We start from the raw sequence: 20,673 nt of genomic DNA, 5'->3' as shown, positions 1-20,673 counted from the left end.
TTTTACGCGGCACCAGCCAATGCCAGGGTTGCCTGGGCATATTTTTGTCGTGGAATCAGCAGTTTTGCCGGGGCCTGGGCCAGTTGTTCGGCCAGGGCAAGTGCGGCGCTTTCCGCAACGCCGTAGCAACCGGTGCGTTCAAACGCTATTTGCGATTGATGGCTGAGTTGCGGTTCATAAGCGGCCAGTTGCTCACTGCTGAAATACATCAGTTCCAGGCCGAGTTGCTGAGCCAGTTCGATCAGTGCAGGTTCGTCGCGCTTCGAATCGATGCTGGCCAGCGCCTTGATTTCATGACGGGCAATCTGGTGCGCCTCCAGCGCCTGATCGAGCAGCGCCAGCAACGTGCTAACGGGGCAGCCCCGTTGGCAGCCCAGACCGACCACCAGGGTCGGCGCTGTGCTGACGTCAGTCATGCGTTGTATTGACCATCGCTTTTGCGACGGAACAACCAGGCGCTGATCAGGCCCAGGGCCAGCCAGAATGCCACGTTGGTCAGTTGCGAAGCGATTTTGAACCGGGTTTCCAGTGCCTCTGGAGCAAGCATCGAATGCACCTCCGGTTGCGGCGCGCCAATCACATGGGGAACGGCGAGGATCGCCGCGCCGAGGACTTTCATCAGCCAGTGACGGCTGAATACGATCAGCGCAATACCGACAGCGGTGGAGGCGGCGGTACCGATCCACCACAGTTGCCGTTGTGCCAGGTCGGCGGCGGCAGTGCCTGGCAATTCAGGTGGCAGGCCGAGGGTCGGCGCGAGCACGAAGGTTGCGTAACCGGCCAGGCCCCAGAGCAGGCCTTGAGAGGTTTTGGTCGGCGCACGCAAGGTGTACAGGCCGGCCAGCATCAGGGCGAAACCGACCGCCACCACCAGGTTGCCACCAGTGGTCGACAGCACGCGCTGCCAGCCATCTTGCGGCTCCCAGGCTTGAGCATCATGAGTGTGGGCAGCCACCGCACCGTCGGCGTGTTCATGCATTTCAACAGCGGCCGGTTCGGCTTTTTCGTAGGTCTCGGCCTGCAAAATCAGCGGGGCGACCCAGAAACTTTGCAGCAGGGTCAGCAACAGGGCGGCCAGCAGCCCGGTGAAACCTGCGGTTTGCGCAATACGCTTGATCATGTCGACAGCTCTCAATGGCACGGGAACGCGGAGCTGTGGCGGGTATCGTGGGCGGCGTTGTGCACCGCTTCGATGTGCGAGAAACCGGCGAAATACACAAGGCACGCGCCCAGGATCGACGCGCAGACGGCAGCGGCCAGACGTTGGGTCAGGGTTGAGGTGGTGCTTGCGGCTGTGTGTTCGGCGCTGCTGATGATCGACATGGCGTTTCCCTCTGGTCTGTCAGCGGGGAATAAGAGCGCATGCAAAACCCCGCACGACCAGGCGCGCAAGGTTTCAAACAGCGCCCGCCCACCGCGGGTTTGTTGGTTCAGTGATCGTACTGGTCACTTTGTGTTGCGGGCCGGTCTCCGGGCTCACGAGGGGCAAAGGCTTGCGCCTGGACCTGAAAACATCACCTTCCCATGCCGCAGTGGCACAGTGGATCTGACGCTTCGCTCGCTTACCGTTGCGGGGGCAGCACCGGACTGACATGGCTTAAGAGTAAAGCACATGATTCACCGGTTTCCCGTTTCACCCTGTGAAGGGCACCCGTAACAAGGTGTGTAGGAGAGCATGGGCGGGGGTTGGGCGTCAATTGGCAGGGGTTCTCGTTTGAGTTTCTGTGGCGAGGGGGCTTGCCCCCGTTGGGCTGCGAAGCGGCCCCCTTACTTTTATCCAGACAAAGCGTGCACTCTGGATTTGCGACGGCTTCGCCGCCGAACGGGGGCAAGCCCCCTCGCCACAGGGATCGCAAGCATTGACCCGCCCCAAGACCATGCGTAGCCTTGCGCTTTCGAGGTTCTTCGGCGTTTGTCGAAGCTAAGAAGGGAACGCGGTCAATGCCGCGGCTGCCCCCGCAACTGTGAACGGTGATGTTCGTTGCCACGCCACTGCTGACTCAATTCATGAGGCCGGCGGGAAGGCGCAGCGAATGCCAGGCTCAAGCCCGGCACACCGTCAGCCAGGAGACCTGCCTCGTCACAGATTCTCACTTTCAACCGGGCGGGGTGATCCGGTGGCGAACTCTTCAGGCAATCGCGTGCGCGTTGCCGGTCGTCGTCCCGTATGCCCGCCAGCTTAGCCATAGGGCATCCGATGAAAACACTGGCCAAACTCCCCGTCACCATCGTTACAGGCTTTCTCGGCTCGGGTAAAACCACGCTGCTGCGCCACATGCTCGACAACGCCCAGGGTCGCCGCATCGCGGTGATCGTCAACGAATTTGGCGAGTTGGGCATCGACGGCGAAATCCTCAAGCAATGCTCCATCGGTTGCACCGAAGAAGAAGCCAACGGCCGTGTCTATGAACTGGCCAACGGCTGCCTGTGCTGCACCGTCCAGGAAGAATTCTTCCCGGTGATGCGCGAACTGGTGGCCCGTCGCGGCGACCTGGACCACATTCTCATCGAAACGTCCGGTCTGGCGTTGCCCAAGCCGCTGGTGCAGGCTTTCCAGTGGCCGGAAATCCGCAGTGCCTGCACGGTGGATGCGGTAATCACCGTGGTCGACAGCCCGGCCGTGGCCGCCGGCACCTTCGCCGCGTTCCCGGATCAGGTCGACGCCCAGCGCAAACTCGACCCGAACCTGGACCACGAATCGCCGCTGCACGAACTGTTCGCCGACCAATTGGCCAGCGCTGACCTGGTGATCCTCAACAAAACCGACCTGATCAACCCGACGGACCTGGCCCGTGTGCGCCTGGAAGTCGCCGAAGAGTTGCCGCCAGCGGTGAAAATCATCGAAGCCAGCAGTGGTCGCCTGCCGCTGGACGTGCTGATCGGCCTGGGTGTCGGCTCCGAAGAACACATCGACAGCCGCCACAGCCACCACGACCATCATCACGATGGCGACGACGATCATGATGACCACGATCACGACGCCTTCGATTCGATCTCCATCGAACTGCCGCAAGCCGACGAAAGCCTGCTGCTGGACGCGCTGACCCAGTTGGTGGTCCAGCACGGCATCCTGCGCGTCAAGGGGTTTGCGGCGATTCCGAACAAGCCGATGCGCCTGCTGATCCAGGGCGTGGGTACGCGTTTTGACAAGCATTTCGACCGCCAGTGGGGCGTCGAAGAAACGCGAGTCACCCGTCTGGTGCTGATCGGCCAGGAACTGGACGCCACTGTTCTCGAAGCGCAATTGCGCGCCGCGCTCAGCGTGTAAGCCATGCACCTGCTCAGGACCCAGCCCGGCGGTTTCGTGTCGGATGACAACATTGCCGACCTTGGACAAACCCCTGCCGAGCTAGTGGTCCTGTGCAGCGGCGATTCCAGCCTGGCGCTGCTCGCCGAAGCGGCGCAGCAGTTGCCCGACGATTACCCGAGCGTGCGCCTGGCCAATCCGATGCAGGTGCAGAACCATGCCTCGGTTGACCTGTACGTCGATGAAGTCTTGCGCCACGCCAAGGTCATTCTGATCTCGCTGCACGGCGGCATCGCCTATTGGCGTTATGGCATCGAGCGTCTGGTCGAGCTGTCGCAGCGCGGCGTGCAGCTGATTCTGGTGCCGGGTGATGATCGCCCGGACCCGGAACTCAGCGACTTGAGCACCGTCGGTGCCGAGGATCGCGACCGGCTCTGGCAGTTTCTGCGCCAGGGCGGCATGGGCAACGCTCTCGACTTCTTCCGCTGCCTGGCCAACCGCTGGCTGGCGCGTGATTACACCTGGGGTGAGCCGCAAATCCTACCGCGTACGGCGATTTACCATCCGCACAAACATTCTGCCGCGCTGAGCGACTGGCAGGCCGACTGGCACGCCGATCAACCCGTGGCGGCGGTGCTGTTTTACCGCTCGCATTTGCAGGCGGCGAACACCGCTTTCATTGATGTTTTTTGCCAACGGTTGCAGGCAGCGGGGTTGAATCCGTTGCCGATTGCGCTGGCCAGCCTGAAAGAGCCCGGCTGCCTCTCGGTGGTCGAGGACTGGCTGGATGAAGTCGAAGCTTCAGTGATTCTGAACACCACTGGCTTCGCTCAATCCAGTCCGGAAGCACCTCATCTGCGCCCGTTTCGCCGCAATATCCCGGTGATCCAGGCGATTTGCGCCCAGGACAATGAACCCGGCTGGCGCGCCAGCGAACAGGGGCTTGGCCCCCGTGACCTGGCGATGCATATCGCGTTGCCTGAGCTGGACGGGCGCATCATCAGTCGCCCGATCAGCTTCAAGGACCTGGCGTGGCGCAGTGAGCGTAGTCAGTCGGATGTGGTCTGCTACCGGCCGCAGCCGGAACGCATGGATTTCGTTGCCGAACTGGCGCGACGCTGGATCGATCTGGCGCGGGTGCCCAATGCTGAAAAACGCATTGCCTTGATTCTCGCCAACTACCCGACCCGCGACGGTCGCATCGGCAATGGCGTGGGCCTCGATACCCCGGCAGCGGCGCTGAATATCCTGCGGGCGCTGCATGCCGAAGGTTATCCGTTGCCGGCTCAATTGCCCGACAGCGGCACCGCGCTGATCCAGCAGTTGCTCGGCGGCGTCAGCAACGATCTCGAGACCCTCGACCTGCGTCCGTGCCAGCAAAGCCTGGGCATGGATGATTATCTAGTGATGTTCAACGCCCTGCCTGAAGCCAATCGCGCGGCGGTGCTCGAACGTTGGGGTGCGCCGGAAAGCGACCCGATGTGTCGCAGCGGGCGGATGATGATCGCCGGCCTGCGTTTTGGCCTGACCTTCGTCGGCATTCAGCCGGCCCGGGGTTATCAGGTCGACCCGAGCGCGGTGTATCACGACCCGGACCTGGTGCCGCCCCACGGCTACCTGGCCTTCTACTTCTGGCTGCGCAACACCTATGGCGCCCACGGCGTGATCCACGTCGGCAAACACGGCAACCTCGAATGGCTGCCGGGCAAGGGCGTGGGGCTGTCGGAACATTGCTGGCCAGACGCTTTGCTCGGGCCGCTGCCGAACATCTATCCGTTCATCGTCAACGACCCGGGCGAGGGCGCCCAGGCCAAGCGGCGTACCCAGGCGGTGATCATCGATCACCTGATGCCACCGCTGACCCGCGCCGAAACCTACGGCCCGCTGCGTAACCTCGAGCTGTTGGCCGACGAATATTACGAAGCGCAGCTGCTCGATCCGCGCCGCGCCCGAGAGTTGCAGCGCGACATCCTGCAACTGGTGCGTGACACCCACATCGACCGTGAACTGCAACTGGACGAACAACTCGACAGCGATGCCGACGCGGCGATCTGGTTGCCGCGGCTCGACACTTACCTGTGCGACTTGAAGGAGTCGCAGATCCGCGACGGCCTGCATGTGTTCGGCGAATCGCCCACCGGGCGATTGCGCATCGATACCTTGCTGGCGCTGTTGCGCATTCCACGGGGCGATGGCCGGGGTGCGCAGTCGAGTCTGCTGCGGGCGCTGGCGAAGGCCTTCGGACTAGGATTCGATCCGCTTGATTGCGCCTTGGCCGAGCCGTGGACCGGGCTCCGACCGAATGCCTTGTCGTTGATTAGCACTGAACTGTGGCGCACCACCGGCGATACCCGCGAACGCCTCGAACTGTTCGCCACACAACTGATTTCGCAGGCATTAGCTGACCACTGTGGGAGCGAGCTTGCTCGCGATGGTGTGTCAGTCGACACCAATGTGGCTGACACACCATCGCGAGCAAGCTCGCTCCTACAGGAGGCGGGTTGGTCTGAGGTGCAAGCCATCCTCGACAGCCTGCGCGAAGTGGTCGCGCCAAGGCTGGACGCCTGCGGCCCGGCGGAAATGCGCGGATTGCTCGACGCGCTTGGCGGTCGCTTCGTCCCGGCCGGTCCCAGCGGCGCGCCCAGTCGTGGTCGTCTTGACGTGCTGCCCACCGGGCGCAACTTCTATTCGGTGGATGTACGCAACCTGCCGACCACCACGGCGTGGCGCATCGGGTTCCAGTCGGCCAACCTGATTCTCGAACGGCACCTGCAAGACCACGGCGATCATTTGCGCCAGCTCGGCTTGTCGGTGTGGGGTACCGCAACCATGCGCACCGGTGGCGATGACATCGCCCAGGCGATGGCGCTGATGGGCGTGCGTCCGGTCTGGGCCACCGGCAGCCAGCGGGTCGATGATTTCGAGATTCTGCCGTTGAGTTTGCTCGACCGCCCGCGGGTGGACGTGACCTTGCGTGTGTCCGGTTTCTTCCGTGATGCCTTTGCCAATCTGATTCGTTTGTTCGACGCGGCGGTGCAAGCGGTGGCCGATCTCGATGAGCCGGACGACCTGAACCCGTTGGCGGCCAAGGTACGCGCCGAGCGTGCAGCCTTGCTGCAGGCGGGGCTCGATGAAGACGCAGCGCGACGTCAGGCCGGCTGGCGGATATTCGGGGCCAAACCCGGTGCCTACGGCGCGGGTGTGCAGGGCGCCATCGACGGTCGCCTGTGGCAGAGCCGCGAGGACCTGGCCGAGGTCTACCTCAACTGGGGTGGCTACGCTTACGGCGGTTCCGACGAAGGCACCGCCGCCCGCGAACAGTTCAGACAGCGCCTGAGCCAGGTACAGGCGGTGCTGCAAAACCAGGATAACCGCGAGCACGATTTGCTCGACTCCAACGATTACTACCAGTTCCAGGGCGGCATGCTCGCGGCGGTGGAAAGCCTGAAAGGCGAGGCGGCGGCCAGCTATCATGGCGACCACAGCCAACCGGACCTGCCGAAGATTCGCACCTTGAAGGAAGAGCTGAACCGGGTGATCCGCTCCCGGGCGGCCAACCCGAAGTGGCTTGAAGGCGTTAAACGTCACGGCTACAAAGGTGCGTTCGAAATGGCTGCGACGGTCGACAACCTTTTCGCCTTCGACGCCACCACGCAGTTGATCGACGATCACCAGTACGCGTTGCTGGCCGATGCCTATTTGCTCGATCCGGGCACCCGGGATTTTGTCCGCGAACACAATCCCCATGCCTTGCGCGATATGACCGAACGCATGCTCGAGGCGCAACAACGGGGAATGTGGAAGGAGCCCGGCGAGTACCGCGAGGCGCTGGAGAATCTGTTGCTGGATATAGAAGAAGATGGCTGACGCACTTAAACCTGTGGGAGCGAGCTTGCTCGCGATGACATGCGTTCAGTCGACAAAAATGTTGCCTGACATTCCGCCATCGCGAGCAAGCTCGCTCCCACAGGGATTGGGGTGGCTGTGACGATTACCGACCATGACCGAGATAGAACAATGACCGACACCCCGCATTTCCCGCTCTGCGCCGTGGTCGGCGCCGACGATTTGAAGCTGGCCCTGTGCCTGACCGCCATCGACCCGAAAATCGGCGGTGTCCTGATCGAAGGCCCGCGGGGCATGGCCAAGTCGACGCTGGCCCGCGGTCTGGCGGATCTGCTGGCCAGCGGTCAGTTCGTCACCTTGCCGCTGGGCGCCACTGAGGAGCGGCTGGTCGGCACCCTCGATCTCGATGCGGCACTGGGCGAAGGTCGCGCACAGTTTTCCCCCGGCGTACTGGCCAAGGCTGACGGTGGCGTGCTCTATGTCGACGAGGTCAATCTGTTGTCCGATCATCTCGTTGACCTGCTGCTCGATGTGGCCGCCAGCGGCACCAATCTGGTAGAGCGTGACGGCATTTCCCATAGGCATTCGGCAAAATTCGTGCTGATTGGCACCATGAACCCGGAAGAGGGAGAACTGCGTCCGCAATTGCTTGACCGTTTCGGTTTGAACGTCGCCCTCGGTGGTCACACCGCGCCGGTCGAGCGTGGTCAGATCATCCGTCGTCGCCTGGATTTCGACGCCGACCCGCAAGGTTTCTGCGCCGAATGGGAATCCGCACAGGCGACTCTGCGTGACCGTTGCCAGAACGCACGCAATGCACTGGCAAGCATTCCCCTCGACGACCAGGCGCTGGCACACATCACCGAACGTTGCTTCGCCGCTGGCGTCGATGGTTTGCGCGCCGATCTGGTCTGGCTGCGCGCTGCCCGGGCTCACGCTGCCTGGCGCGGGGCGAACGCCATCGCCGAGGAAGATATCGACGCAGTCGCCGAGTTCGCCTTGCGCCATCGCCGTCGCGAACATTGCGCACCGACGCCTCAGTCATCCCAGGCGACGCAACAATCGGCGCCTCAGCACGCCAACCCGAGCGAAGGGCAGGGCCAGTGGGGCGAGTTGCCTGCCCAGGCGCTGGCGGTCGGTGCTCGACGTGAAGTGCCGAGCTGGCCAAAAAAGCCCTAGGCATTCGCCCACGCTCCGATGCGGGGGCGAATGCCAGACCCCGAGCCGGGCGGCTGGACCACGGCAAACAGGGTAAGCGTCATACGGCCCGTAGCGGCTCGGTCAACTGGCCTGGCACATTGCTCAATGGCCGACCGCGTCAGCGCGACGACCTGTTGTTTCAGCTGCGAACTCGCTCGCCCCACGAACTGTGGCTGGTGATCGTTGATGCCTCCGCATCGACCCGCCGTCATCAGGCATTGAGCGATGCCAAGGGCTTGCTGGCGCAGTTGTTCGACGATGCCTATCGCCAGCGTGCGCGTCTGGCGCTGCTCACAGCCAGCGGTGCTACACCGAAGTGGCAGGTGCAGGGATTGAAGGCCTCGACCGGGTTGCGCCATTGGCTCGATGGCCTTGGCGCCGGGGGCGGCACGCCGTTACTGGCCGCGTTGGGCGAAGCGGGGCGATGGCTTGGTGCACGGAAAAAGCGTTTTCCGGCAGAGCAGCAGCGGTTGTTGCTGGTGACCGATGGACGGCTGAAGGACTGGCCGTTGTTGCCCGTGCTGGAGTGCCCGGGGGTGCTGATCGACATCGAGCGCGGGCCGATCCGGCTCGGGCGCAGCAGGGTGTTGGCGACGCAGTTGCAGGCCGAGTATCGGCACATTGACGAGCTGCTTCCTGGCTGAAGTTTGCTTTGTCTGCACGGGCCTCATCGCGAGCAAGCTCGCTCCCACATTGGTCCGGGTGAACACAAAGTCTGTGAACACCGAATGATCCCTGTGGGAGCGAGCTTGCTCGCGAAAGCGGAGGGTCAGTCAACATCAATTCCAGATTACTTACCCATCGCCTGCCGATACTGCCGGGTGCGCTTGCCAATGTATAACCGGTCGAGAATCAACGCCCACAACGCCGAGACTTCAGGCCGGGTTTTGCGTCCACGGCTCAAGCGATGCAGCTGGAATTTGACCACCGCCATGCTCGCCAGCGCCGCCAAGGGCTTGCGTTTCCAGCGGATCGGCGGCAGTTGCGGATGGCTGTCCTGCCCTTCGCGCCAGTGCTTGACCAGGTGTGGTTCCACAGCGAGCGCGGTGCCGATGCCGGCCATGGCAAGGCCGCTGTCGAGGACCTGTTCGACGATTGCCAGACGCCGGATCCCGCCGGTCACCATCACCGGCATCCGCGCCACGCTGGCCAGTTCGCCGGCCATTTCCAGAAAGTACGCCTCCCGCGCCAGGGTTCGACCGTCGCGCGCCTCGCCTTGCATGGCAGGTGCTTCGTAACTGCCACCGGAGAGTTCCAGCAGGTCGATCGGTTGTTCGTTGAGCCACTGGATCACTTGCCGCGCATCATCGGCATCGAAACCACCGCGCTGGAAATCTGCTGAGTTGAGTTTTACCGACACACAAAATTGCGGCGACACCGCTTGGCGAACCGCCTCGACGACGGACAACAGCAGTCGCGCACGATTTTCCAGGGATCCGCCCCATTGATCGGTGCGCCGATTGGTCAGCGGCGAAAGGAACTGGCTGATCAGGTAGCCGTGGGCGGCGTGGATCTGCACGCCGGTAAAACCGGCTTTCTCGGCCAGTGCGGCGCTGGTGGCGAAACGTCGGATCACCTCCTGGATGTCGTCCGCGTTCATGGGTTTGGGTTCGGCGAACATCCTCGAGAACGGGCCCAGATCCAGCGCAACCGCCGACGGCGCCAGAGCTTGCTGGCCAAGGTTGGCCATGGTCTGGCGGCCAGGATGGTTGAGCTGCACCCAGAAATGCGCACCGCCGGCCCGACCAGCGCTGGCCCACTGGCGGAAGCGCTCCAGGTGGCGCTCGTCTTCCAGCGCTACTCCGCCGGGACCGGTCATGGCGCGACGGTCGATCATTACATTGCCGGTCAGCAACAAGCCGGCCCCGCCCTCGGCCCAGGCCTGATACAGACGAAGCAGGGCCTTGTCGGGTACTTGATCAGTATTGGCGAGGTTCTCTTCCATCGCGGCTTTGGCAATGCGATTGCCGATGGTCTGGCCGTTGGGCAAATTCAACGCTTGAAAGGGCGACATGCTTGGCTCCTCGTAGTGATGAGCAGAGGCTAACCTTAAAGTTAACTTTAATGTCAAGCAGATAAATGGGCCCGCAATGAAGATCGGTGAATTGGCGCAGTTGAGCGGGTTGACCGCATCGCGGGTGACCCATGGCAAGGCGCAGTTGCCGGGCTGGATCGACACCCTCCAGGCCCGGCCCGAAGGGGGATTTTTACTGTTGAGCGGGCAAAACAGTTTGAGTGACAGGGTAGGCAAAAGACTCAGTGTTATCGATAGTCGCAAAAACGGTTTGCTCCTCTCCCGGCTTTATGGGAGCAGAAACGTTTCGTAAGAAGCTGATGTATCGGTCTGGCCTCCAGCGGGTTGTACTTAAACCCATGAAAGACGGGAGCAAGGTAGCCCCAGTATAAAATTCCCCAGGTGAAACAGAGAAAATGGTGGTAACGGAGGTTTTGATTGGAAAAAAGATCGCGCCGGGATAAGTGCCACATAACGGATAGCCCGGAGCTCCTTGTGAACATTTTGACGGTGGCTCCTGGCCGACTACCAGTTTGGTGGGCGGTGAACTTACACCCGTTACCACAACCGAAAATGAAATGCCCTTGCCTGGCAGGTTTTGCAGATTCAATTGTGACATCGTGAAGTTACCGTTAGACAGCGTGGATACCTGCTTCAAAATGACGTCATCGCTGGTTTTCGCCGTTACCATGAACGGGCCTGTAGCCGTGGTCCCAACGATCGTGCCCGAGATGGATGTGGCACTTTTTGAAAGCGGTGTCGTAATGCAAACTTCAGGGCCATTCTGGCCGATGTACTTTCCATTGACCAAGCTGCTGCACTCTTCGCTGACCGTGGAAACAGTCGCGTCCGGATCAATATTGCAACCCGTTAAACCCATCCCCAGCGTCGCGCAAACAAATAAAGTTCTCGCCGTATTCATGTTCGATCCCCTTTGGTTTCGATAGTCAGATGCGGCGCCAGTATTTCCTTGCCTGCTCAGAAGCGTCTACTGTCATATTTGACAGTAGCAAGCAGATTGGTCGGGTTTAAACAGATCTTTTTTCGATGGCACACATCGCTCGGTTAGCGATGAGGAGGCGCTTTGCAGTAGGTGGGATAGATAGCTTTATTGATGAAATGTGTAGCGATCCTTCCCGGTATGTTTTGACTCATACAAGGCCGCATCGGCCTTGATCAGCGCCTGGTTCAGTGTGTCACCGTCGAGCACCCGGGCCAGGCCGATACTGATGGTCACCGGGTGTCGAGTGGGTTGCTCGCGTACCACCCGACACAGGTCGCCGGCCAGCGTCTCGACGTCTTCGCGGCGAACCCCGGCCAGGTAAATCGCGAACTCCTCGCCACCCAATCGCGCATATTCGTGGTGGGCCGTCACCGACTTGATGTCCTGCGCGATGCGCTTGAGCACCTCATCGCCAATGTCGTGGCCGTAGACGTCGTTGACCTTCTTGAAGTTGTCGATGTCGATCATCGCCAGGTAGTGGTCGTTTTCCCGGGGCACGCTGTTCAACTGCAGGCTTGCGCGGGTCATGAACGAACGGCGATTGGGGATTTCGGTGAGGGTGTCGATGTAGGCCTGGTCCAGCAGCAGCCTGGACATGATGAAGTTGTTGAGCTTGGCCTTGTGCAGCGTCAGGAAGCTGTAGAGGGTCAGGCCGCAGATAAATGTCGTGTAACTGAGGGCCATCACGCCCCCCAGTTCAAACTGTTCGATACCGGTGTTGTAGAAGGGATTGAGAAACCACCAGGTCACCAACTGCGCGGCAAAGAATGACCAGCGGCTCAGCGGCAACACCGAGGCTGTGAACAGGGTGGTCGAAGCCGCCAGCAACAGCCAGGCCGGTTGGTGGTCGTTTCCCAGGCCTTCGATGAGCAGCCGCGTGCCGAAGGCAATGGTGAGCACAAACAGCAGGTTGAGTTTCTGGAAGTGCCGGGCGTCGCGGATAAACAGCAGAATGATGACGAGAATGGTGAAGACACCGAAGAACACCAGCGAACGCCAGGTGAATGGCTGCCCGCCGATGAAACTCAGGATCAGGTCGTAAGCAACCCAGACCACAATGCTGGCGATGTAGATCAGTACGCAAAATGTGTGCAGCCGATCGAATTCATGTTGGAGGAACTCGGCCTTAAGCTCAGCCGGCGCCGATTTTTTCAGCACTTCGTCTTCAATGGTTTTGTACATCGCCGACCTTGCCCTTCTGCTGGTTGTCGAGAATCACCTTGCCCCAGGGTCGGTAGCGCAGGGAGAAAACCGATGTCGGGTGGCAACCCGGTGAAGAGGTTTGTGGCGGCATCGGTTCGGCACGGAAGGGTTGTCCGGCAGCGCTGACTTGCCGGAAGGCTTCCCTGACAATGCCGATGGAGCAGGGCAGCGCATTGGCGTAGCCATTGCGAATCAATGGTGGCAAGCGTCCGGTGCCGGCACCGTCTTGCCACCACACCTGGATTCCGGCGTTCGCCAATTCCCCCAGCCATTGGCCATTCACTTGTGGCGCGAGTTTGCCGACGTTGAACACGCTGATGTGCAATGGTGCGTCGAGCTTGCCGGAAAAATCCTTGAGCTGGCGTTGCAATCTTTGTCGGCGATCCAGCGCCAGAAAGTGCAGGTCATCCAGTTCCATGGGCAGATACCAGCCGCTGACGGGGAGTTTCCAGTCCTTGCGCAGTTTCTGCTGCCGGGCCAGCGACTGCCCCAGTTGCGTCTGCCAGTACGTTGCCAGCCCGGCACTGTCAAGCTCATTGATACGCTGGTAATAGGCCGGGTCCATGTACAGGCCCAGCACCAGTTTCAGGCCTTGGGCCTGGGCCTGTTTCAGGCTGCGGGCAAGCCAGCCGTCGGCACCGCCGAAGTCCGAATCGCCGTAGGCCGTCCACTGTACGATCACCGTGTGCACGCCCTGGCGGGCGCTGTCCTGCCAGATCCGCTGCCATTGCGCCTGGCTCAGGTTGGCATCGACATTGAGCGGTTGATAGAAAATCCGTTCGTCGGCATGGGTCGCCGCGGCGCCCAGCAACAGGCACAAAGCCAAAAGAAGTCGCTCCATCAGAAATTCAACTCCACGCCCACCAGCACGCCGTTGCCGCCTTCATACAGATTGCCACCCAACGCTTGTTGATACTCGGTGCGCACCGTCAAGTGCGCGCGATAGGCGTTGTAGACATCGTCGTCGAACCACCATTGCCAACGCAGGCCCAGACCGGTGCGCAGATCCTGGCGCCAGTCGTTGCTCGGGTCCTGGGTAGCGAATTCGAGAAAGCCGTACGGCATGATCGTTTGTGCGCCGTTGAACGGAAGTTTCCAGGTGTGCCCTTGCTGGAAGCGCGATAACCATTGATGGTCGCCGGCCTTGGTCCACCACGCCGCGTCGAGGTAGAGGAAGCGCTCCTCCCAGTCGCTTTCATCGACCCGCCAATCGTTGCGGAATCGACCCTGATCAAGGAACGACGCGGTTGTCCGCAGCAGGTAGTCGGTGGTGGTGTGGCCATCATTGCGGTGATCCTCGGCCTGATCGGACACCTTGTCGGGGACCAGCATCTGGCCGAGGCTCAGGCCATGGTTGTCCTGATCATCGAACTGGCTTTGCTTGTAGATCTCGCCATAGAAGTTGATGTTGGCGGTGCCCCAGGGCTTGTAGCGCAGGCCGACGCCGGTACCCAGGGATTCGGCATAGCTCGACCTGCCCACGCCGCCAAGCAACACGCGGCCATAGACCGACAGCGTGCTGCCGGCGCGGCTGGGTTCATCGCCCAGTGCATGGTCCCACATGGCCAGTTGCACGTTCTGTGAACTGGAGCGTCGCTGTGTGCCGATGCTGTCGTCGGGACGCAGGATGTCGTTGGTCGATATCCCGGCCGGTGACCAGGTGCTGGCGATGGTGACTGTGTCGCGACGGGACAGGCTTTCGTGGGCGCGACGCTGGCGATAGCGGCGCGCTTCCATGCTGCCATCCTCGTCATCGGCGGCCACCGGGTTCTGCTCCAGATCGATCACCCGGCGCAGTTCCTTGCGCGCCGAAGCGCTGTCTTCGACCTCGTCATAACGCCAGGCCAGGGTTTCGCCGAGGCGATAGTCTTCCGGGAAATCCTGGGTGGCGCGTTGCAGATACGGGATGGAGCCGGCGCGTGCTGCCTTGGTCTCGGCACCGGCCAGGCGCACGCCGTAGTCGGCCCGATAACGGGGATTGTCCGGTTCGCGGCGCGCCGCTTCGGCAAGCCATTCGGTACTTTGTTGCAGGTCGCCGGCCTTTTGCGCCGTGACCGAGGCCGCATAGTAATGCTCGGCATCCGGTACCAGCTGCAGGGCGGACCGCTGGCGTTGCAGCGCGAGGGTGTGATCGCCCTGGGCATCGGCAATCGCCGCGCCCAAGGTCCACTCATTGGCACCACGGGTGCGGCTTAGTTGCCAGTAGCGTTCAGCTGTTTGCGTGTCGCCGATATTCAGGGCGCCGCGGCTGGCGGTGAGGCGGGCATTGTCGCTGAGTTCGGCATCTGGAATGCTGCGCCAGATGGCCAGGGCACCGGCCGAGTCTCCGGCCGCCTCCAGGGCGTAGGCGAGTGGCAGGCGAGTGTTCTGGTCACCCATTTTTTCGGCGGTCTGGTAATACACCACTGCTTCGCCGGGGCGCTCGGGCATTGCACAACGGCCGAGGGCGCGGTAGTCGCCCGCAGCTTGCGGGAGATCACCGATGGCCTGTTGAACCGCGCCGCACTGGCCGTTTTCCGCCAGTTGCGCCAGCAGTTGCCCGCGAGTGGCGGGGTCGACGCGCTTGAGCAGCGAAACAATGCGTTGCTGTTGTGCCGCGGTCGGTGTCGACGCGGCATACAACCCCGCCAACCTTTGCAGCAGGGGCGTCGGCAGCTTGCCGCCGTGGCGGTCGAAGGCGCTCTCGAGCAACCGTTGCGCATGTTCACGATGGCCGGCATTCAGCGCCAGGTAGGTAGCCTGGTTGAGTGAATCGAGGTTGCCGGTCTGCTGGTAATGCCGCTCCCAGAATGCCGCCGCTTCGGTATCGTGATCCGATGCCTGGAGCAGTTCAGCGCGGCGTTTGACCACATCGGCGGTCTGCGGCTGGCTGGCGAGGTAGGCCATGACTTTGTCGCTGCGGCCTTCATCCTGCCAGACGTCGAGCAGGTGTTCGCGGCGTCGCGTGTCCCAAGGCTCCGGCAGACGGGTCGTTTGCAGCAGGTCGGTGGCTTGCAGGCGCTGGGCGAGGACCAGCCAGACCTGCGGGTTTTCTTCGGGTTGGCAACTTTTCAATTCGCTCAGCGCAGCTTGCGGATCACGACGCGACAGCCAGTCGGCGGTCTCCAGGCATGGCCGCTGCAACTCACCACTCAAGCGTTGTACCGTGGCGCTGTCGCCGGTTTGCCGCGCCAGTTCCCACAGACGCTGGCGTTGCGCCGGGTCGGCAAGATCGGCAGGCGGCAGCGATTGCATCCAGCGCTGCGCCTGCTGGACCTGGCCCATGGCAATCGCCCGGTCGACCATGGCCAGCCGGGTCTTGCGCGCGGCTTCCGGGCTTGGCGCCGTTTGCAGCAGTTGCTGCAAGGATTGCTCGTCGAGGCGTTGCACGTAGGCGTTGGCCAGGCGTTGCCAGCTTTGGGCATCGAGTTGTTGGTTAGCGGCCAGTGGCGCCAGTTCCTTGATGGTGCCATCCCAATCGCGCAGTTGCTCGGACCAGTTGGCCCGGGCCTGTTGCAGCGCTTGCTCATCACCCTTGGGTGGCAGTTGCGCCAGCCAGTCATGGGCCGAGGCCGCGCCGCCGCGCTTGGCCAGGCTCGCGCTGTAGGCCTGCCACAGGCGCACGCGATGCTCCAGATTGCTGGAGGCTATCCATTGCTCCACCTGTTTTCTGTCCGGCGGATCCTGTTCGATCCAGGCCAGGCGCAGGTTGAGCAGGCTATCGCTGTTGGACGGGGTATCCGGCAGCGCTTGCAGGGCATCTTCGTAGCGTTGCTGCTTGACCAGCGACTGCACCAGTAACGCCCGTGCTTCATCGTTTTGCGGCACTTTGCTCAGCAGGTGGCGCATCAGCCGTTCGACTTCCTTCCAGTTGCCGTTTTTCGCTTCGCGGTAACTGCGGTCCATATAGGGGTAACTGCGGAACTGATCGAAATCGGTCAAGGGTTCGGCTTGCACCCACGCCGTGGTGTTCAGGCAGAGCAACAGGCTACCGGCCATCAAGGTCTGACGATGGACAGGCTTCATGCGGCCTCCCGGGCAATGCAGTACGCTGCGTGCTGCTCGCTCGTCTGATCGACCAGGGCCTGCTCGAGGATTTCCTGTGTGATCATGCCGCGTTCAATCAAGTGTTCACCGAGAGACATTTTTTCCGCATCGAAATCGATCAGCGCCTGATTGAACAGGGTTGGCGGCACCATGCCGCGTACTTGCAACAGATTGCCCAGCAACACTTGGTGATGGCTGACGCGCTCAATCAGGTCTTCGTCGTCCTGATTTTGCTCAAGCACCTCAAGCATCTGATGCACTTCCTCGCTTTGACGAGGGCTGGCGTACCAGTAGCGGATCCCCAGCGTCACCCGGCCTTGTGGTGCAAGGCGGCAACGCACCGGGCGTTTCAGTTGACGGCTGATGGCGCCCAGGGACACCTGGCTCACCGGACCTTCGGAGGCCAGCACCAGGGTTTCGTTCTCCTCGGCGACCGGCAACACGCCGTAGTGTGTAGCGATTTTGCGCGGCACGGCGTCGATCAGGCGTTTGTCGAGCTTGAACGGATTGAGTGGCGCCCATTCCAGGTCCAGTTGTTCGGCCAGGGCCTGCACCAGTTGCGTGGTGTCGATGTGCCCGCGCAGCAGCAGTTCCTGACCCAGGCGTCGGCGTACAGGGTTGGTGATCGCGGCTTCGAGTTGATCTTCAGACAGCAGGCCTTTTTCCACCAGACGATGGCCCAGCGGGGTGCGCTGGGCTTCAGCCAGGGCTGGAAACTCATGGGTGGTCTTGTCCCAGGCGACGCGACGGGAATCGCCCATTTCCATCACCTGGCGCAACGCCCGAACGTTGGCGAAAAAATTCACGAAATTGCTCCACACCATCCGGGGCGCCGACAGCAGTCCTTCGCCGAGTCCGTAAAAACGGGTGACAAACCAACCGCGCTGGAATAGCCGGTTGAGCAGCATGAAGCCATTGAGCCACAGCAGGCCCGCCAACAACGTGCTGTCAGAGAGGATCGACGGGAACCGCCAGGCGTTCGGCGCGATCACGGTGACCAGCCACATCGCCAGCAACACCACCAGCAGTATGTTCACCAGGAAGCTCAACAGGTACGCAATCAGGCCACGGCGGTCGCGCCACAGAAAATAATTGAGCAGGCCTTTGCTGCTCCAGCCCAGATTCTTGGTGCCCTGGAACACGATGCCGACGATCCAGCGCGACTTCTGCCGGATCGCGTACTGCAAGTCACGGGGAAAGTGCTCGCGCACACAGATCACCTGGGAAAAGGCGAGGTCCATGCCGAACACCCATGGTTGTTCCAGTGCCAGTTTCGGGTCGGTCACCGAATAGCGGGCAAAGATGCACTTCATGCCTTTTTGCTTGAGGCGGAAACCGATGTCGTAGTCTTCGGTGAGGCTCTGCACGTCGAAGGCGATACCGTCACCGTCTTCGAGCAGGGCACTGATGGCCTTACGGCTGAAACAGGTGCCGACCCCGGCGCTGGGCACTTGTCCGGTCAGTGCTTCACGCACGATGACGTCCTTGCCATGGTTCTCGGCGAACTCGTCGACGTAGTGCCCGGCAGTGAAGCCATGCCATTCCGGCGCGTAGGGATAGACCGGAATCTGGATCAGGTCCTTGGCCGGCAGCAGGTAGTTGAACAGGCGCAACTCCATGGGTGAAATCACGTCCTCGGCATCGTGCAGGATGAAGCCGGCGAACTGGATCTTTGCATCGTTTTCAAAGCGCAGGATGGCGTCGATCACGTTGTTCAGGCAGTCAGCCTTGCTGGTAGGACCGGGACGGGCGCACACCACTTTGTGCACGTTGGGATAATGCAGGCACACCGCATCGACGTCGGCCTGGGTCTCGGCGTCGTTGGGGTAGGTGCCGACGAAAATCTGATAGTTCTCGTAGTCGATGGTCGAGGCGGCCAGGCGCGCCATTTCACCGACCACGCCGACTTCGTTCCACGCCGGCACCATGATCGCCAGGGGTTTTTCGCCGATGGAATACAGCCGTTGCTCATCGGCTCGGTCGAATTTTTCATAGATCCGCCAGCGCCGGATCAGCTTGCGGGTCCAGTACACCAGGTCGATGAACAGGTCATCGAGGCCGAGTATGAACATCAGCAGGGCCAGGGTAATCGCGAGGTATTTGAGACCGAACAACACATAGGCAAAGAAGTCGACAAACACCAGGCTCATACGGCTTTACCCGCCGTGCGGTGTTTGAGCCAGATGCCGAGGCGATTGGCGATGCGTTCGCTGGCGTGTCCGTCGCCATACGGGCTATGGACCCGGCTCATTCGCTGGAAGGTGGCTTCATCATCGAACAACAGGCTCGATTCCCTGACGATGCGGTCGGTGTCGGTGCCCACCAGCACCACGGTCCCGCCTTCGAGCGCCGATGGCCGCTCCGTGACATCGCGCAGCACCAGAAGCGGCTTGCCAATGGCCGGTGCTTCCTCCTGGATGCCACCGGAATCGGTGAGAATGAAATAGGCGCGGTCCATCAGCCAGACGAAATGCTGGTAATCCTGCGGCGCCACCAGATAGATATTGGGTTTGTCCGAGAGGACGCTGTAGACCGCCTTTTGCACCTGCGGATTGAGGTGCACCGGGTAGACGAATTGCGCATCGGGATAACGTTCGGCAAGGGTGGCCAGAGCCAGGCAGATGTTGCGAAAGCCGCCGCCGAAATTCTCCCGGCGATGCCCGGTGATCAGCACCATGCGCCTGTTGTCGTCGAGCACCGCCAGCGGCGAGTCGGCGGCCGGGTGCCAGTGGATTTCCTGCTGGTGTTTGCGCATCCATACCAGCGCATCGATCACCGTGTTACCGGTGACCTCGATGTTGGCCTTGGACACACCTTCGCGCAGCAGGTTGTCCTGGCTGATGGTGGTCGGCGCGAAATGCAGGTCGGCGATGACACCGGTCAGGTGCCGGTTGGCTTCCTCAGGCCAGGGTGCACGCAAGTTACCGGTACGCAAACCTGCCTCGACGTGGCCGATGGGTATCTGGCGATTGAAGGCGGCGAGGGCGGCAATGAAGCTGGTGGTGGTGTCGCCGTGTACCAGCACGATATCCGGATGCACCCGCTCGTAGGCTTTGTCGAGATGCCCCAGCAATTGTTCGGAGAGACCGTTGAGGGTCTGGCCCTGGGTCATCACCTGCAAGTCTTCATCGACCGTCAGCTCGAACGAGTCGAGGACCTGCTTGAGCATTTCCCGGTGCTGGCCCGTGGAGCAGATGTTCAGGGTTATACCTGGCCAATTGCGCAGGACCCGTGCCAGGGGGGCCATCTTGATGGCCTCCGGACGCGTACCGAAAACCATCATGACTTTAAATGACATCAACCCTCCTGGGACCGCGCACGCCGAACACGTCACGGCTGCTAAAACCGGTAATTTCCTGAACATAGAATAAAGCAGTCGGGTGGGCGGTTGTCCAATGAAGCTGCTCTGAGTCGCGGGTGTTGCTTCGAGTGGGGTCATGTGCACCCAATTGAGAACCAGATACCCGTCCCTCTGATTCAAAACAAACTTCAATCCCTCTCACATTCCCTCCACATCCTGTGGCACACTTTCTGCCGCTTATTCCGTTATTGCACAATTAATTCCGCTATAGCGGAACAATAACTTCCAGTCAGGAGAAACACCCATGAGCATTACTCGTTACGGCACCGGCAGCACCGCCGGGGGTGGTCAGCCTCGTCCATTCGCCCGCGCTGTCGAAGCCGATGGCTGGCTGCACGTGTCCGGCCAGGTGCCGGCGCTGGATGGCGAGATCATTGTCGGTGGTATCGTCGAGCAGACTCACCAGACCATGAAGAACCTGATCGCTATCCTTGAAGAGGCCGGTTATGGCCTTGAAGACGTGGTGCGTACCGGCGTGTGGCTGGAAGACCCGCGGGATTTCTGGAGCTTCAACAAGGTGTTCTCCGAGTACTTCAAGCCAGAACATGCCCCGGCGCGGGCCTGTGTGCAGGCGAACATGATGGTCGACTGCAAGGTCGAGATCGACTGCATTGCGTACAAGAAAAAGGCTTGAACCGAGTCGCGCCCATCGCGGGCAAGCCACGCTCCCACAGGTTTGTGTGCTGCCACAGATTGCAGACACACGACCATTCCCTGTGGGAGCGGGCTTGCCCGCGAAGGCGGCCTAACGGTGAGCGCGGCACACTGGGTAA

The 20,673-nt window shown here is 61.5% G+C and carries 15 protein-coding genes and 2 riboswitches; of the genes, 5 read left to right on the top strand and 10 right to left on the bottom strand.

All coding sequences use genetic code 11. The features are described 5' to 3' along the window. Positions 1 to 2: 2 nt before the first annotated feature. Genes ABIE16_RS11180 through ABIE16_RS11170 form a run of 3 tightly spaced genes read right to left on the bottom strand, consistent with a single transcriptional unit; the run spans position 3 to position 1,323 of the window. A complete protein-coding gene (locus ABIE16_RS11180; RefSeq protein ID WP_102671349.1) occupies positions 3 to 416 on the bottom strand; it encodes a cobalamin biosynthesis protein in 414 nt (137 codons plus the stop codon). Next, complete coding sequence (locus tag ABIE16_RS11175; RefSeq protein WP_429521139.1) at positions 413 to 1,120, bottom strand: CbtA family protein; 708 nt, start codon at positions 1,118 to 1,120, stop codon at positions 413 to 415. The genes ABIE16_RS11180 and ABIE16_RS11175 overlap by 4 nt, the downstream gene beginning before the upstream one ends. Positions 1,121 to 1,131: 11 nt before the next feature. After that, positions 1,132 to 1,323 (bottom strand): CbtB domain-containing protein, encoded by a 192-nt coding sequence (locus ABIE16_RS11170; RefSeq protein ID WP_057714565.1) that lies wholly within the window; start codon positions 1,321 to 1,323, stop codon positions 1,132 to 1,134. Positions 1,324 to 1,444: 121 nt separating this feature from the next. Then, positions 1,445 to 1,670, bottom strand: a riboswitch (cobalamin riboswitch). A gap of 211 nt (positions 1,671 to 1,881) precedes the next feature. Beyond that, positions 1,882 to 2,094, top strand: a riboswitch (cobalamin riboswitch). A 103-nt stretch (positions 2,095 to 2,197) separates the two neighbouring features. Here ABIE16_RS11170 and cobW point away from each other — a divergent pair. The 4 genes from cobW (at position 2,198) to ABIE16_RS11150 (ending at position 8,937) form a co-directional block, all read left to right on the top strand. Beyond that, the gene (gene cobW, locus ABIE16_RS11165; protein ID WP_218498195.1) at positions 2,198 to 3,268 is read left to right on the top strand and encodes a cobalamin biosynthesis protein CobW; all 1,071 of its coding nucleotides are present in this window, start codon (positions 2,198 to 2,200) and stop codon (positions 3,266 to 3,268) included. Positions 3,269 to 3,271: 3 nt separating this feature from the next. After that, positions 3,272 to 7,114, top strand: a complete 3,843-nt coding sequence (cobN, locus tag ABIE16_RS11160; RefSeq protein ID WP_429521138.1) for a cobaltochelatase subunit CobN — start codon at positions 3,272 to 3,274, stop codon at positions 7,112 to 7,114. A 150-nt stretch (positions 7,115 to 7,264) separates the two neighbouring features. Beyond that, the gene (locus tag ABIE16_RS11155) at positions 7,265 to 8,272 is read left to right on the top strand and encodes an ATP-binding protein (protein WP_102671353.1); all 1,008 of its coding nucleotides are present in this window, start codon (positions 7,265 to 7,267) and stop codon (positions 8,270 to 8,272) included. A gap of 119 nt (positions 8,273 to 8,391) precedes the next feature. Next, positions 8,392 to 8,937: a vWA domain-containing protein gene (locus ABIE16_RS11150; RefSeq protein WP_407516950.1), complete on the top strand. Its 546-nt coding sequence runs from the start codon at positions 8,392 to 8,394 to the stop codon at positions 8,935 to 8,937. A gap of 146 nt (positions 8,938 to 9,083) precedes the next feature. On the opposite strand, the gene ABIE16_RS11145 is transcribed toward ABIE16_RS11150, so the two are convergent. The 7 genes from ABIE16_RS11145 to wecB form a co-directional block, all read right to left on the bottom strand. Next, positions 9,084 to 10,307, bottom strand: coding sequence for an NADH:flavin oxidoreductase/NADH oxidase family protein (locus ABIE16_RS11145; RefSeq protein ID WP_429521137.1), 1,224 nt, complete (start codon positions 10,305 to 10,307; stop codon positions 9,084 to 9,086). Positions 10,308 to 10,500: 193 nt separating this feature from the next. Further along, positions 10,501 to 11,229, bottom strand: coding sequence for a hypothetical protein (locus ABIE16_RS11140; RefSeq protein WP_429521136.1), 729 nt, complete (start codon positions 11,227 to 11,229; stop codon positions 10,501 to 10,503). A 186-nt stretch (positions 11,230 to 11,415) separates the two neighbouring features. Further along, positions 11,416 to 12,492: a diguanylate cyclase domain-containing protein gene (locus tag ABIE16_RS11135; protein WP_429521135.1), complete on the bottom strand. Its 1,077-nt coding sequence runs from the start codon at positions 12,490 to 12,492 to the stop codon at positions 11,416 to 11,418. Beyond that, a complete protein-coding gene (locus tag ABIE16_RS11130; RefSeq protein WP_429521134.1) occupies positions 12,476 to 13,354 on the bottom strand; it encodes a DUF4434 family protein in 879 nt (292 codons plus the stop codon). The genes ABIE16_RS11135 and ABIE16_RS11130 overlap by 17 nt, the downstream gene beginning before the upstream one ends. After that, positions 13,354 to 16,518 carry an NfrA family protein gene (locus ABIE16_RS11125; protein WP_429521133.1) on the bottom strand — a complete coding sequence of 1,055 codons (3,165 nt, stop codon included), beginning with the start codon at positions 16,516 to 16,518 and terminating at the stop codon, positions 13,354 to 13,356. The genes ABIE16_RS11130 and ABIE16_RS11125 overlap by 1 nt, the downstream gene beginning before the upstream one ends. After that, on the bottom strand, positions 16,515 to 18,689 hold the full coding sequence (nrfB, locus tag ABIE16_RS11120) for a cyclic di-3',5'-guanylate-activated glycosyltransferase NrfB (protein WP_429521132.1): 2,175 nt from the start codon (positions 18,687 to 18,689) through the stop codon (positions 16,515 to 16,517). The genes ABIE16_RS11125 and nrfB overlap by 4 nt, the downstream gene beginning before the upstream one ends. Then, positions 18,686 to 19,837 (bottom strand): non-hydrolyzing UDP-N-acetylglucosamine 2-epimerase, encoded by a 1,152-nt coding sequence (wecB, locus tag ABIE16_RS11115; protein ID WP_057714588.1) that lies wholly within the window; start codon positions 19,835 to 19,837, stop codon positions 18,686 to 18,688. The genes nrfB and wecB overlap by 4 nt, the downstream gene beginning before the upstream one ends. A gap of 307 nt (positions 19,838 to 20,144) precedes the next feature. Between wecB and ABIE16_RS11110 the strand changes: the two genes are divergently transcribed. After that, positions 20,145 to 20,534: a RidA family protein gene (locus ABIE16_RS11110; protein WP_057714589.1), complete on the top strand. Its 390-nt coding sequence runs from the start codon at positions 20,145 to 20,147 to the stop codon at positions 20,532 to 20,534. Positions 20,535 to 20,673 lie beyond the last annotated feature (139 nt).

The sequence above is a fragment of the Pseudomonas sp. 2725 genome (genome assembly GCF_050434585.1).
Lineage (GTDB): Bacteria > Pseudomonadota > Gammaproteobacteria > Pseudomonadales > Pseudomonadaceae > Aquipseudomonas > Aquipseudomonas jessenii.
This window is presented reverse-complemented; position numbering and strand designations above follow the sequence as displayed.